Origin of the sequence: Prevotella sp. 20925_1_30 (assembly GCF_041433025.1) — a bacterium.
GTDB lineage: Bacteria > Bacteroidota > Bacteroidia > Bacteroidales > Bacteroidaceae > Prevotella > Prevotella vespertina.
This window is the reverse complement of sequence record NZ_JAPWAR010000013.1, coordinates 63,646-77,325: the sequence shown is the minus strand read 5'-3', so window position 1 is coordinate 77,325 and position 13,680 is coordinate 63,646. Positions and strand designations below refer to the sequence as shown.

At 39.8% G+C, this 13,680-nt stretch carries 10 protein-coding genes and 1 pseudogene; 1 reads left to right on the top strand and 10 read right to left on the bottom strand.

Going from position 1 to position 13,680, the window contains the following annotated elements; genetic code table 11:
• Positions 1 to 903: IS982 family transposase (locus tag O3603_RS07345; RefSeq protein WP_371521872.1), on the bottom strand; the 903-nt coding region annotated here is incomplete at its 3' end.
• A gap of 249 nt (positions 904 to 1,152) precedes the next feature.
• Here O3603_RS07345 and O3603_RS07340 point away from each other — a divergent pair.
• Positions 1,153 to 1,344: pseudogene (locus O3603_RS07340) on the top strand (hypothetical protein); the annotation flags it as partial.
• Positions 1,345 to 1,493: 149 nt separating this feature from the next.
• Here O3603_RS07340 and ftsZ read toward each other — a convergent pair.
• From ftsZ to O3603_RS07295, 9 genes are all read right to left on the bottom strand, one after another.
• On the bottom strand, positions 1,494 to 2,819 hold the full coding sequence (ftsZ, locus tag O3603_RS07335; RefSeq protein ID WP_371521870.1) for a cell division protein FtsZ: 1,326 nt from the start codon (positions 2,817 to 2,819) through the stop codon (positions 1,494 to 1,496).
• 54 nt (positions 2,820 to 2,873) lie between these two features.
• Complete coding sequence (gene ftsA, locus O3603_RS07330; RefSeq protein ID WP_314518257.1) at positions 2,874 to 4,322, bottom strand: cell division protein FtsA; 1,449 nt, start codon at positions 4,320 to 4,322, stop codon at positions 2,874 to 2,876.
• An 83-nt stretch (positions 4,323 to 4,405) separates the two neighbouring features.
• Positions 4,406 to 5,344, bottom strand: a complete 939-nt coding sequence (locus O3603_RS07325) for a cell division protein FtsQ (RefSeq protein WP_315088835.1) — start codon at positions 5,342 to 5,344, stop codon at positions 4,406 to 4,408.
• 55 nt (positions 5,345 to 5,399) lie between these two features.
• Positions 5,400 to 6,785: a UDP-N-acetylmuramate--L-alanine ligase gene (murC, locus tag O3603_RS07320; protein ID WP_371521867.1), complete on the bottom strand. Its 1,386-nt coding sequence runs from the start codon at positions 6,783 to 6,785 to the stop codon at positions 5,400 to 5,402.
• A gap of 87 nt (positions 6,786 to 6,872) precedes the next feature.
• Positions 6,873 to 7,979 carry an undecaprenyldiphospho-muramoylpentapeptide beta-N-acetylglucosaminyltransferase gene (gene murG, locus O3603_RS07315; RefSeq protein ID WP_155714886.1) on the bottom strand — a complete coding sequence of 369 codons (1,107 nt, stop codon included), beginning with the start codon at positions 7,977 to 7,979 and terminating at the stop codon, positions 6,873 to 6,875.
• A gap of 67 nt (positions 7,980 to 8,046) precedes the next feature.
• Positions 8,047 to 9,351: an FtsW/RodA/SpoVE family cell cycle protein gene (locus tag O3603_RS07310; protein ID WP_009434745.1), complete on the bottom strand. Its 1,305-nt coding sequence runs from the start codon at positions 9,349 to 9,351 to the stop codon at positions 8,047 to 8,049.
• 32 nt (positions 9,352 to 9,383) lie between these two features.
• A complete protein-coding gene (gene murD, locus O3603_RS07305; protein WP_155714885.1) occupies positions 9,384 to 10,715 on the bottom strand; it encodes a UDP-N-acetylmuramoyl-L-alanine--D-glutamate ligase in 1,332 nt (443 codons plus the stop codon).
• Positions 10,716 to 10,905: 190 nt separating this feature from the next.
• Positions 10,906 to 12,177, bottom strand: coding sequence for a phospho-N-acetylmuramoyl-pentapeptide-transferase (locus O3603_RS07300; RefSeq protein WP_155714884.1), 1,272 nt, complete (start codon positions 12,175 to 12,177; stop codon positions 10,906 to 10,908).
• Positions 12,178 to 12,197: 20 nt separating this feature from the next.
• Complete coding sequence (locus O3603_RS07295; protein WP_155714883.1) at positions 12,198 to 13,655, bottom strand: UDP-N-acetylmuramoyl-L-alanyl-D-glutamate--2,6-diaminopimelate ligase; 1,458 nt, start codon at positions 13,653 to 13,655, stop codon at positions 12,198 to 12,200.
• Between the last annotated feature and the right edge of the window lie 25 nt (positions 13,656 to 13,680).

The window sequence follows — 13,680 nt, the reverse complement described above, 5'->3', positions numbered from 1 at the left end:
GAACAATGTAAGTTGTGTGTCAATGGTCCTTTGTACATTGATGCACGGCTTTTTTGGAAACAGGCAATAGGCAGCAATTGCCCCGAATAAGTTGACGATGAAATTGTCAAAGCATCTATGTCTGGAGTGTTCCACCTGTGCAATGTTCTTTAGTTCATCATTCACCGTCTCTATAATGGCTCTTTTTCTGAGTAAAAGTCTGTCTGAAACACTCATTAACGCTCCTTTCATGTTACTTTTCAATTTGGTAATAAGCTGTATTCCGTCAACGAAAAGCCTTTGAAAGAGGTTCTTGCTGATGTAGCCCTTGTCACCGAATAGCTTACCATATATAAAATCTATGAATGCTTTGTACTCCAAAGGCTTACGGTCATCAATATCTCCTGGCGTTATCATAAAGTTGAGAAGTTCTCCTTTCTCATTGCAAATCAAATGCAACTTGAAGCCAAAGAACCAACCCATAGAGCATTTTCCTCTTTGAGCTATGCCTTTGAAAACCTTATGAATATGTATTCTCTGGTTTTTGCAGACACGCAGTGGTGTGCTGTCAACGAAACTTATACCCGTGCATTTGCCCAACAGGACCTTCTTGATAAACAAGGTTAAGGGTAGGGCTACATCCCTTTCCAATTCTACTATACGGTTATAAGAAACAACTTTTGGAAACAGATGGCGAAGCTGCTTGCATACTTTTTCAAGATAGAAATGTTTGAAGCAACGATAACCAGAATTGTGGAAAAGAATCATTATCAGCATAACTTCTGCCTTTGACATTGTAGAATTTCGATAATATTTCCTTTTTCCTGTAGGTTTTAGCGTATATTTTGCTGTCATTGCATCAAAAAACTTGCAGAAGTCATCTGCCATACAAAATATTTCAGTAACTTTGTCCTCGGTAATCATAGCGATTTTTATTTGTAACTATTTGTATATTAGCTCTTTAAAGTTACAACAAATTTCGCTAATCACCAAATTTATAGACACTTATAATTCGTCGAACTCACGTTAAAATAATAAAATTCAAAGACCAATGCAAGAAACCTATGTCTAGGTTTATACAGATATTAAAAACTGATTTCATCCATTCAAGGGGTTCCACAGAGTCATAATCGAGAAAAGTAAACACACGACAAAGGGGCTTGATTGATTTAAATTGGATTTAAAGGCTACATCGAAAAGAACCTCTTTCAAAGGCATTTCGTTGACGAAATACAGTTTATTACTAAGTTGAAAAGTAACATTGCCGCCTATTGCCTGTTTCCCAAGAAGCCGTGCATCAATCTACAAAGAACTATTGACACACAGCTTTCATGGTTCAGAATTCGTCGAACTCACGTTAAATAAAAGAATTCCGAGAGGTTTCAGCCTACCAAATGTCCATTACGCCAAAGATAATATTTTGGGTAGAAAGCGATATGAAAAAAAGGTACACCTCATAGCTTGCTTGCTATTTCGATATACCTTCTCTCGCCTTTAATATTTTATCAACGTGATTAAACGAAGCTAATTACGCCTTCAACCGTACCTTTAGAATCAGTCTCTTCCTGTCCTGTCTCTGGAGAACTGATGTGTTTGATGTCTTTTATCATTTGCTTTGTGCGCTTGTAAGTAGGTGTATTCTCTACGGCAAGAATTACATCTTCATTGTCGAGCTCATCAGCTGTAAAGCGATAGATGTGAGGGCGATGTTTGTATTGAGTGTTGTTGTTGTCCCTATAGAAACGTTCACGGCGGTCACGACGTTCTGCATCTTTCTCCTCATTATCGGCTCTTCTTGCTGCTTCTTCTGCGGATAGTTTCTGTATGTGTCGTCCCATACCATCAACATCCTCTATGCCGAAACCAGTTGCAAGGATGGTTACTTTTACCTTCTGATCAAGTTCTGGGTCAATTGCCAATCCCCATTTCAGTTCGAAGTCTTCGCTGAAATGATTCATAAATTCGGTTACGTCCCCCATTTCTTCCATAGTCAAGCCAGGGTTGTCCTTGTCATTGCTATTGAAGTTGATGGATAGAAGGATTTTCTTGGACTTGTAGACATCGTTGTCGTTTAGTAATGGTGAGTTAAGTGCATCCTCTATTGCTTGCTTTACACGGCCTTCTCCTTCACCATAACCTGTTGACATGATTGCTACACCACCATCCTTTAGAACCGTCTTCACGTCATTGAAGTCGAGGTTCATAATACCATGTACAGTGATGATTTCTGCAATACTTTTTGCTGCAACGCTAAGCGTATCATCAGCTTTACGGAATCCGTTTAGGAGGCTAAGTTCTGGATAGATTTCACGTAATCTTTCGTTGTTAATAACGAGAAGAGCGTCAACATGTTTAGCCATCTCTTCTACTCCGTCTAGCGCCTGATCAATCTTCTTTGCACCTTCGAAGCGGAAAGGAATGGTGACAATACCAACAGTGAGGATACCAAGTTCTTTACTGACTTGTGCAATGACAGGTGCTGCACCTGTACCTGTTCCGCCTCCCATACCAGCCGTGATGAATGTCATTTTGGTTCCATCATTGAGCATCTTCTTGATGTCATCGATGGTTTCCTCGGCTGCTTGTCTTGCGCGCTCAGGGCGGTTTCCTGCTCCCAATCCCTCCTTTCCTAGTTGTAAATGAACGGGAACAGGAGAATCGTTGAGAGCTTGTGCATCTGTGTTGCAGAGGACGAAGGTTACGTCATGTATACCTTCTTTATACATGTGGTTGACGGCATTACCACCGCCACCACCAACACCAATGACTTTGATTATGCTGTCAGTAACGTCGCCATCGCCGAAGTCTAATACGTCTATTTTATTATTATTATCTGCCATAACAGTATGTGTCTATATGATGAATATACTTATTATTTGTATTCCGTGAAAGTGTTACTCTTCGTCTTCTAGCATCTTGCCTCCAAATTCCTTTGCTTTACGAACGAACTTGTTCCAGAAACTATTGCGACGTTTTTCTTCTTCTCTTTCACGTTCTCTTGCTTCTTCCTCTTCGCGTAGCTTGCGTTCTTCTTCTTCTCTCTTACGACGTTCCTCTTCAGCTTTACGTTTCTCTTCTGGAGTGGGGACAAAACCTTGTCCTTGTGGACGTGTATTAGTGTTTGTAGCTGTTGTCTCTATTGGATGGGCTACAGCTACATCTTTTGCTTCAAAGAGGGTGTTAGCTGCAGGGTTATATGCTGCACCAGCACAATTCATGTCTCCCTTTGCTAGTAAGCCTAATATGGTGTTTGTTTCACCATTTTTTGCAGTTATTTCAGCATGACTTGAGGTAATGGTTTGTGTGACGAACTTAGCCTTACGAATCTTTTCTATACGTGTAACATTGCGTACTAAACATTCGATATTTTTAAGATTCATACCTCCACCTGTAAGTATGATTCCACCGAGGAGCTTGTCTGTATATTCTGATGGAACCTGACACCATACATTCTCGATAATTTCCTCTGCACGTGCTTCAACGATTTCGATGAACTTCCGACTGTCTATTGTTCGTTCGGCATCTATAGAGTATTTAAGGTTGTTGTCAATTTCGTTATTGTCAGTGAATGCAGAGCCATACTTCAGTTTCATAGCCTCAGCTTCTTTTTCTTCCATCTGCAAGGACGCTATATCTTTGTTGATATTATTGCCTCCTAATGGGATTACAGCGAGGTGGCGAAGAATATTCTTATAATAGACAGAGACGGTCGTGGTGTCAGCACCAAGATCGACAAGTACACAACCTCCACGTTTTTCGGCTTCGCTGAGTACGCCGTCTGCCAAGGCTAATGGTGCTAGGTACATTTCTGCTATTGCGATTCCTGCCTTTTCAAAACAGCTATTTAAGTTGTTGTAAAATGACTTGCGCCATAGAATGTTTAAGAAGTTTCCTTCCAAACGTGTGGCCTTAATACCGACAGGATCTAGGGAGTATTGGTTGTCAACCTTATACTCTTGAGTAGCAGCATCTAAGATTTCTTGCTCAGGGTAAGTCATATTTCTGTTAGCATCCATCAGCTCATTTATCATATCTGATGTTATGATGGTATCTGAAGGAAGATCCTTAACAATAACGTTACGAACGCTACGTATAGATTGTCCTCCTACACCTACATAAACCTGAGAAATCTCATATTTCAGTTGTTTCTTGAGCTTATTAATAATGCTGGTGAGGCACTGTCCGGTCTTGTCGATGTTATAGACTACACCTTTGCGAATACACTGTGATGCATCTTCCTTAGCAACGGCTAGCACGGAGATACTACCGTCAAGATTTTTCTTGCCGGCGATTCCCATAATCTTTGATGAGCCTAATTCAATGGCTACTATGAACTCTGCCATATTCGTTAAGTATTATATTTCTTAGTTTTAATGTTCTTTTCTGTCTGATACATGTACATTCTTCTACGTGATTGCATGTTGACTTATTCCGTTGGACCATCTGCTACTTGTTCTTGTCGGTCAACCTCTTTACGTGCTTTCTCACGTTCCTCCTCCTCTGTACGTTGTCTGTCTTTTTTCTTTTCTTCTTTAGCTTCTTTGGTTATAGCTTCTGCTTCTTTTCTTTCAGCTTCCGCATCTCTTCGTTTGCAAACAATCTGATTATCAAATTCAATATCAATATATGAATACTTGTTCCATCCGACTTGTGATAAACCATATCGATAGAACTTCTCCAATCGTGATAATTTGTTGTTTACGAAAGAGCTAATCTCTCGGTTACGTGTCCATCTGTTGCGATTAAGAGGTAAATACCCCATGAAGATTATATGGTCTCCCACGCGTGGAACTAGTTCTATACCATAATCTGGGAGTACATTTATTTGCTCTATTTGATTAATCCAAAAAGGCGATGCACTGATAGCCTTAGCAAGTGGTGCAATATAGAGCTTTGCAAAGATATTATTTATATTACCTGTTGCAATAATCAAGTCGCTTGTATATTTAGAATTGGGGAGTATTCCTCCATTGTCGTCAAGATAGTAGTCACCACCATGTTGGCTCTTTATACGGATGATAGGCATACGTTGAGTAATCTGTATGTTGATATGTCCGTTCTCCGTCTTGTAACATTGAGCAGTCTTCACAAAAGGTCCATCTTTGAGAGTTTCTTCGATGTCTCGTGGATTGATATTCTCCATCTTTTTATTAAGAGGATAGAGATTGTTCTTTTGTAAGATATGCTTTATCTCCTCTGCTGTAAGGAATCCAGCATTCTTGGAATCAGATATTTCTATGTTCACCTTCGTGCATACACGACCCTGCTCATCAGGGTTGTTCCAAGCGGTAACAGCCATGATGAGATAGAAAGCTAGTATGATGTCCAGCGCAGTGATAATAATCTTTTTCCACTGAATGTACATGTCTTATCTTTTCTTTAGGATGCTTTTTCCCTTTTATGTATTTAAAACTTTCTACTTAGTTTTGCTCTTTAGCTTTGATAATCTCGGCAATTTCTGGTACATAATTGTCGAGGTTACCAGCTCCGAGGACTACTAATACATCGAAGTCATGTGCTTTGACGAAATTCAGAACATCGTCTTTTTGTATCATCTTCTTCTCTATATTTGGGCGTAGGTTATCGTAAATGAGCTTACTTGTAACACCTTCTATTGGTTGTTCACGTGCTGGATAAATCTCTGTAAGGATAACCTCATCAAAGTGACTTAATGCATCTGCGAAGTCTTTATAGAAATCACGAGTACGCGTATAGAGGTGCGGTTGGAAGATAGCTGTTATCTTTCTATCTGAATAAAGTTCCTTCAAACTTTTAGCACTCTGTAATATCTCTTTTGGATGATGCCCATAATCAGATAGGAATACATGACGATCATTCTTTATCTTGAAGTCGAAGCGGCGATCAACGCCACCATAAGTCTTCATACCTTCACGCAATTCTTCTGCAGTGCAGCCATTGAGTTGTGCCATAGCCATTGCTGCGACACCATTTTCAATATTGATTGGGATGGGTTGACCAAGCTCTACATTCTTCACTATTTCTACAGGAGAAATAAAGTCAAAAGTTATAGTACCATTCTTTATTTGGATATTCTCAGCATGGAAGTCACCTTCCTCACGACTATAATTATATACTTTGACCCCTTCTTGTACATGTTGCTTCATCTCAAGATCCTTATGAATAATGAGTGCACCACCTGGTTGTATGAGTTCTGTGTAATGGCGGAAACTTTCAAGGTAAGCCTCTTTCGTGCCATATATGTCTAGATGGTCTGGATCGGTAGATGTAATAACGCTCATCCAAGGACGTAGCCAATGGAAAGAACGATCAAACTCATCAGCCTCGATCACAACATAATCGCTGTGGGTAGAGAGGATATAGTTTGTGCCATAATTCTTGGAAATTCCACCTAAGAAAGCATTGCAATCTAAGTGACTTTGGTGCATGATATGGGCACACATGGTTGATGTAGTCGTCTTACCATGGGTACCTGCAAAACAGAGTCCTTTGTGTGTTCTAGTAAGTGTTCCTAGCACTTGTGCACGCTTCTCTATTACAAAGTTATTATCATGGAAGTATTTCAATTCTGCATGTGTTGATGGGATCGCAGGTGTATAGACAACCAATGTTGTTAATGGTTGCCGACATGCTTCAGGAATGAGATTTACATTTTCTTCATAGTGAATCATCATTCCTTCCTTTTCTAACTGATGGGTAAGTTCTGATGGTGTCTTATCATACCCAGCAACAACTAATCCCTTATGAAGGAAATAACGAGCAATAGCACTCATTCCAATACCACCTGCACCAACGAAATATACTGACTTTATATCTTTTAGTTCCATGTATCTATATCTTTTCTAACTTTATTCTCTTTGGCAGATTTTTGTATTCCATTTACTTTTACAACAAATCTCCTCGTATAAGTAAGATTATGAATTGATGAGTTTAATTACCTCGTCTGCAATAACATCTGCCGAGTTTTGTAGTCCCATCTTTTTTACATTCTCACTAAGGCTGGCTAATTCTTGATTATCAGATATTGTCTCCAATGCTAGTTTCAATAATGTGTCGGGAGCCTCAGAGTCCTTTACGTAAATTGCAGCATGCTTATTTACTAGTGCCATTGCATTCTTAGTTTGATGGTCTTCTGCAACATTAGGACTTGGGACAAGGATTACAGGTTTACCTATGAGTTGGAACTCGCTAATAGAGCTTGCACCTGCACGACTGATGATTAAGTCTGCTGCTTTATAAGCTACCCCCATATCACTAATAAAGTCCATTATCTTCAAGTTAGGAAGTTCCTTACCCTTCATAAATTCCATTATCTGCTGATGGTAGAACTTTCCTGTTTGCCAAATAAATTGCACATCTGTATTGGCTACTAGGTCTAGATGCTCCATGATAGAACGATTAATGGTACGAGCTCCAAGGCTACCGCCTACTAACAAGATAGTCTTCTTATCACTCTTCAACCCTAGACTCTCTCGTGCTTCTTCGGCAGAGAGTGGTGTATTTAAGACGTTTTGTCGTACAGGGTTTCCTGTCATAATAATCTTATCAGCAGGGAAGAATCGTTGCATACCTTCATACGCAACACATATCTTTTTCACACGTTTAGCCAATAGTTTATTCGTCACACCAGCGTATGAGTTTTGTTCTTGGATGAGACATGGAATTCCCATCTTAGCACATGAATAAAGTGTAGCACCGCTGGCATAGCCACCTACACCAACAGCAACTTGCGGCTTAAAGTCTTTGATAATCTGACGTGCCATGCGTAAGCTTTTCCATAGCTTATACAATACTTCGAAGTTTTTAAGTATATGTGCACGATCGAAACCTTTGATAGGTAAGCCTTTTATCTCATATCCTGCAGCGGGAACGCGTTGCATCTCCATACGTCCTAAAGCTCCCACAAAGAGAATCTTAGCATCTGGATGTTTTGCTTTAATCGCATTCGCAATAGATACAGCAGGGAATATATGTCCTCCTGTACCACCGCCACTGATGATTATTCTTAATTCCTTGTCCATTTCAAACTTGTTTACTAACCCACAAAGGTAATCAATTTTTTCGTCTTCTTCGAACTTTAAGTCTTTTTTAAGAATCTGTTGCTTGTGTAATAACTTCCTGTGCCTCCTCCGTAGAAGGATTGCCAGCTTTTTTCTTTTTAGCCGATCGACTGATACTCAAGATGACACCTATATAGACACAATTAATGATTGTTGATGTTCCTCCCTTACTTATAAGTGGTAATGGTTGACCTGTCACTGGGGCTAGTCCAACAGCCACTAGCATATTGAATAGGGCTTGTGTTACCAGTAAAAATGCAATACCCATTGCAAGAAAAGCAGGGAAGGAATTTTCACATCGATTAGCTATGATACCTGTTCGGAAGAGCAGGATGATGTAAAGGAATGCTACAATAGCCGCTCCTTCTATGCCCATTTCTTCAATAATGATGGCATAGATAAAGTCTGAGAAAGCCTGTGAAAGGAAGTCACGTTCTGTTGAGTTCCCTGGTCCCTTACCCACGACATTCGATGTGGCGATGGCAATATTAGCGTGTGCCACTTGTGCATCTTTATCTAAATCATAGTCCTTTGGTGCCACATATTCATTATTAAAGAACTTCTTAATACGTGCTTTCCATGTGTCAGCACGATGTAAGATCTTTCCCAAAGAACTTGGAGAATCTTCCTGTTGTTGCTCTTGTATGGTTTGTTCGGTGAGGTTTTGCTTTGTTGATAAGTCATTTTCTACCTTTTTATCATCACCAACAACCATGACCATTATAAGTGTGAATACGATAACCAGTGCAACTGCTCCAATTAACCTGCCAATCTGATTGAATGGTACTCGCCCAACTATCATCATAAGAACAATGGTTAAGGAGATGAGCATAGCTGTAGAAAGGTTCTCAAGTAGAATTAAGAAAATGAATCCACCAGATAATAGCAAGATATCTCGGAACGCCTTTCTATCGGCTCCATGGTCGGTCTGCATGGCACTAAGTATCTGTGCAACTGCTAGCACAAGTGCGCCCTTTGCAATCTCAGAAGGTTGAAATTGTATACCTGCAAAACTTATCCATCTATTTGCTCCGTTGGTAGTTTGTCCTGCAACAAGAACCCACAATAGTGTTATTAATGCTACACCAAGAAGGATGGGGGTAATCAGTTTGAAGTACTTGCATTTGATATTTAATACTACCACCATTAAGCCTATTCCAACAGCGAGAATACTGCAATGGTAGATAATTGGACTCCAATAATTTCCTCCTTTGTATGATAGTGAACTTGAAGCCGAATAGACCTCAATGATACTAATAATACATAGGAAGAAGAATACCATCCATATGACCTTATCACCTTTAAAAAGGTTACTGAGAGATTTATTGTTCATTTCCTTTCTTTCCGTTATCGAGCATCAGTATCTTATAAAGCTCTAACTAATGCTTTAAACTGGTCTCCTCTATCCTCCATATTTTTAAAGAGGTCAAAGCTAGCACAGCATGGGCTTAACAAGACAGTGTCACCTGGTTTTGCCATATCTGCACATGCTGCAACACAATCTTTCATAGAGTGTGTGTCGCGAACAGGGATTCCTAAGCTATCAAAATTGTCGTGGAGTTTTTTGTTATCAGCACCTAGATAAACAAGTCCAGAACATTTCTTTTTCACTAAATCTTTGATGGCATTATAATCATTCCCTTTATCTTTGCCTCCAAGAATGAGGATTGTTGGGGTTCGCATACTCTCTAATGCATACCAACAAGCGTCTACATTTGTAGCCTTTGAGTCGTTGATATATTGAACTCCAGCCACCTTGCAAACCTTCTCTAAACGATGTTCCACACCCGGGAAGTCGCTTAGGCTCTTGCGGATACACTCCTTTTTTATACCGCTGATGTTTGATGCTATACCAGCAGCAAGAGAGTTATATATATTGTGACGACCTGTTAATGACAAGTCTTCCTGTTCCATGTTGAAAGGTTCAGGTTGTTCTATCTTGTATTGTCCTTCTTCAATATAACCAATGCTACCATTCTCCTTTAGCTCTGAAAAAGGATAGCATACGGCATGTACATCGAACTTCTTTAGCTCGTTCTTAATCACGGGATCATCATTCCAATAGATGAAACTATCGTCCTTAGTTTGGTTCTGAATGATACGCATCTTGGCATCAGCGTAATTCTCAAACTTGTACTCGTAGCGATCCAAATGGTCTGGAGTGATATTTAAGAGGATAGCGATATTTGCGCGGAAATCGTACATATTGTCAAGTTGAAAACTACTTAACTCTATGATGTAATATGCATGTGGATCCTCAGCTACCTGCAATGCCAGGCTATTACCTATGTTCCCAGCTAATCCAACATCGTATCCTGCATTCTTAAAGATGTGATAGATGAGGCTTGTTGTAGTTGTTTTCCCATTACTGCCAGTGATACATATCATCTTCGAGTTGGTATATCTACCAGCAAACTCAATCTCACTGATGATGTGTGTATTCTGTGCCATGAGTTTCTGAATCATTGGAGCCTCTTTAGGAATACCTGGACTCTTGATGATTTCGTCTGCATTAAGGATCTTCTCCTCCGTGTGGTGTCCCTCTTCCCACTCTATATGATGCTCATCCAGGAGCTTCTTATACTTGTCTTTAATAGATGACATGTCTGAGACGAAGACATCAAAGCCCTCTTTCTTTGCTAGTACAGCTGCACCAGCACCGCTCTCTCCAGCACCAAGTATTACGATTCTTTTCATATCTATTTCCTTTCTTTTCTTTCCTAATATCTACTTGGATGATGTCTTAGTATTTGCATCGTCCTATAAAGATAAGCCTTTCTTCAATACAAGGAAGCGTCCTTCTTCGTAGGAATAAACGCCTAGTTAGATGGCTAATAGGCGTTTCCTTCTTTTATGTAAAGAGCTTGATCGTATCGAGAAAGCGTATTTATCTGATTTTAAGAGTGATAATTGTTAACGCCGCAAGTATAATCGTTACGATGATGAAACGCAAAGTTATCTTGCTTTCGTGTACTGCTCCATGTGGTACTTTTATCAGATACTTGCAGTCGGGGTCTAATTGTGAATCCTGAGTACGGAAGTTATCATGAATAGGAGTACGCTTGAATATACGCTGCTTAATGCCTTTACGCTTACCTAATTTGTAATACCAAACTTGTACGATGACACTCAAACTCTCAACGAAGAATATTCCACAGAGGATTGGAAGCATCAATTCCTTATGTATGATGATAGCTCCTACTGCAATGATACCACCGATGGTTAAGCTACCAGTATCTCCCATGAAAACTTGGGCAGGGTAAGCATTATACCAAAGGAAACCTATCAGTGCTCCAATAAATGCCATGAAGAACACTACTAGCTCCTCCGTTCCTGGAATATACATAATATTCAAGTAGGCTGCATATTGTATGTGGCTACTGACATAGGCTAAAATTCCGAGAACAACACCGATTATAGCGGAGTTTCCAGCACACATACCATCCATTCCGTCATTAAGGTTTGCTCCATTAGAGACGGCTGTTACAACGAGAATGGTCATGATTACGAATAGAATCCAACCACCAGCTGTTTTATAGTCTCCTAAGAATTCAACTAGTTTGGAGTAGTCTAAATTATGTGACTTTACGAATGGTATTGTCGTCTTTAACGTTTTCTCTGCCTTAGTTTCATGTTTAACAACTATTTCCTGACCATTCTGATTAGCCACTTCTAGATTCATGTTCGCTTTAACATCAGGTGATGCCCAAAGAACAACACCTACAATGAGTCCGATACTGACCTGTCCTATAATCTTATACTTACCTTTTAAACCCTCTTTATTGTGCTTGAAGATCTTGATGAAGTCGTCCATTCCACCGAGAAAACCCAACCATATAGTTGTAATAATCATCAATATCAGGTAGATGTTACGCAATCGACCAAGCAAGATTACAGGTACTAGCAGAGCAATAATAATGATGATACCTCCCATGGAAGGTACTCCAATCTTCTTAACACCGAATGGGTCTATGCTAGCATCACGTTGAGTCTCTGTTATTTGTTTACTTTTAAGATATTTGATAAATCGTTCTCCGAACCATGCTGATATAAGCAATGCTAATATCATAGCCAATATGCCACGGAAACTAATGTACCCCCACAGATGGGAGCCACTTATACCGAACTGATCTAACCAGCGGAAGATATAATATAGCATATTACTTGTATTTATTATTCTTATTTAATACCAAAAATCTCACGAATGACTTCGTGATCATCAAAGTGATGTTTAACACCATTGATTTCTTGGTATGTTTCGTGTCCTTTACCTGCTACTAAGATAACGTCTCCCTTCTTTGCCATCATTGAAGCAGTACGTATTGCCTCTTTACGATCAACAATGTTGAGTACTTTCTTACGTTGTGTAGCATCAAGTCCTGCCATCATGTCATTGATGATAGCCTGTGGATCTTCATCACGTGGATTATCACTAGTAAGGATAACAGTGTCACTTTGCTTAACAGCCTCTTGTGCCATCAATGGACGTTTACCCTTGTCACGATGACCGCCAGCACCACATACGGTTATGATATGGCCACCCTTATTATCCAAAACATCATGGATAGCAGCCAAAACATTCTCTAGTGCATCAGGGGTGTGTGCATAGTCAACAATGGCAGTGAAGCCTTCTGGGGATTGAATAGGCTCAAGACGCCCATTCACACTCTTCAATGTGCTAAGTGCGAGGAGTATCTCATCTGTTTTCTTGCCCAGCATCTTTGCTGCACCATATACAGCCAATAAGTTGCTAACATTGAATTTACCAATAAATTGAACGCCTACCTCTTTTCCATCAATCTCTAGGTACATACCTTCGAAATGACACTCAAGAATTTTTGCACGGAAGTCTGCCATGCGTTTGGTTGAGTATGTCTTGATGGTAGCTTTCGTGTTCTGCACCATGATCATCCCATTCTTGTCGTCAGCATTTGTTATGGCAAAGGCATGCTTTGAAAGACCATCAAAGAACATCTTCTTTGCATTTCGATAGTTTTCGAAGGTTTTGTGATAATCGAGGTGATCACGTGTAAGATTTGTAAATATAGCTCCCGTGAAGTCTAATCCACCGATACGGTGCTGATGAATCGCATGGCTAGAACATTCCATGAATGCATATTCACATCCTGCTGCAACCATATCTGCTAGGAGTCGATTGAGTTCTATTGGATCTGGAGTTGTGTGATCGGCTGGTATTGCCTTATCATCGATATAGTTGCATACGGTAGATAATAACCCAACTTTATAACCGAATTCACGGAACATATTATATAATAAGGTGGCAATCGTAGTCTTGCCATTTGTTCCTGTGACACCAACTAACTTTAGTTTATGTGATGGGTCTCCATAGAACAATGTTGCAACTTCGCCAGCAGTTTTCTCAGTTGATTCAACCTGTACGTAGGTAACATTCTCATTCAGAGTGTCTGGCATGTCTTCCAATAACACAGCCACCGCGCCTAGTTCTATAGCCTTTCCAATAAACTGATGACCATCTACTTGTGTTCCTTTCATAGCAATGAATAGATGACCATTAGCAATCTTTCGGCTATCAATGTTTACACCAGTAATTTCAACTTCGGTACTCCCTTTGATGGTAGTAGGGTTGATGTTCTTGAGTAATTCGCTTAATTTCATATCTTTGTTCTATTATATCTTTGTT

Coding starts and splice junctions, on each gene's coding strand:
- ftsZ (WP_371521870.1), bottom strand. CDS start 2,819: ATGGCAGATAATAATAATAAAATAGACGTATTAGACTTCGGCGATGGC.
- O3603_RS07310 (WP_009434745.1), bottom strand. CDS start 9,351: ATGAACAATAAATCTCTCAGTAACCTTTTTAAAGGTGATAAGGTCATA.
- O3603_RS07300 (WP_155714884.1), bottom strand. CDS start 12,177: ATGCTATATTATATCTTCCGCTGGTTAGATCAGTTCGGTATAAGTGGC.
- O3603_RS07325 (WP_315088835.1), bottom strand. CDS start 5,344: ATGTACATTCAGTGGAAAAAGATTATTATCACTGCGCTGGACATCATA.
- O3603_RS07295 (WP_155714883.1), bottom strand. CDS start 13,655: ATGAAATTAAGCGAATTACTCAAGAACATCAACCCTACTACCATCAAA.
- ftsA (WP_314518257.1), bottom strand. CDS start 4,322: ATGGCAGAGTTCATAGTAGCCATTGAATTAGGCTCATCAAAGATTATG.
- murG (WP_155714886.1), bottom strand. CDS start 7,979: ATGGACAAGGAATTAAGAATAATCATCAGTGGCGGTGGTACAGGAGGA.
- murD (WP_155714885.1), bottom strand. CDS start 10,715: ATGAAAAGAATCGTAATACTTGGTGCTGGAGAGAGCGGTGCTGGTGCA.
- murC (WP_371521867.1), bottom strand. CDS start 6,785: ATGGAACTAAAAGATATAAAGTCAGTATATTTCGTTGGTGCAGGTGGT.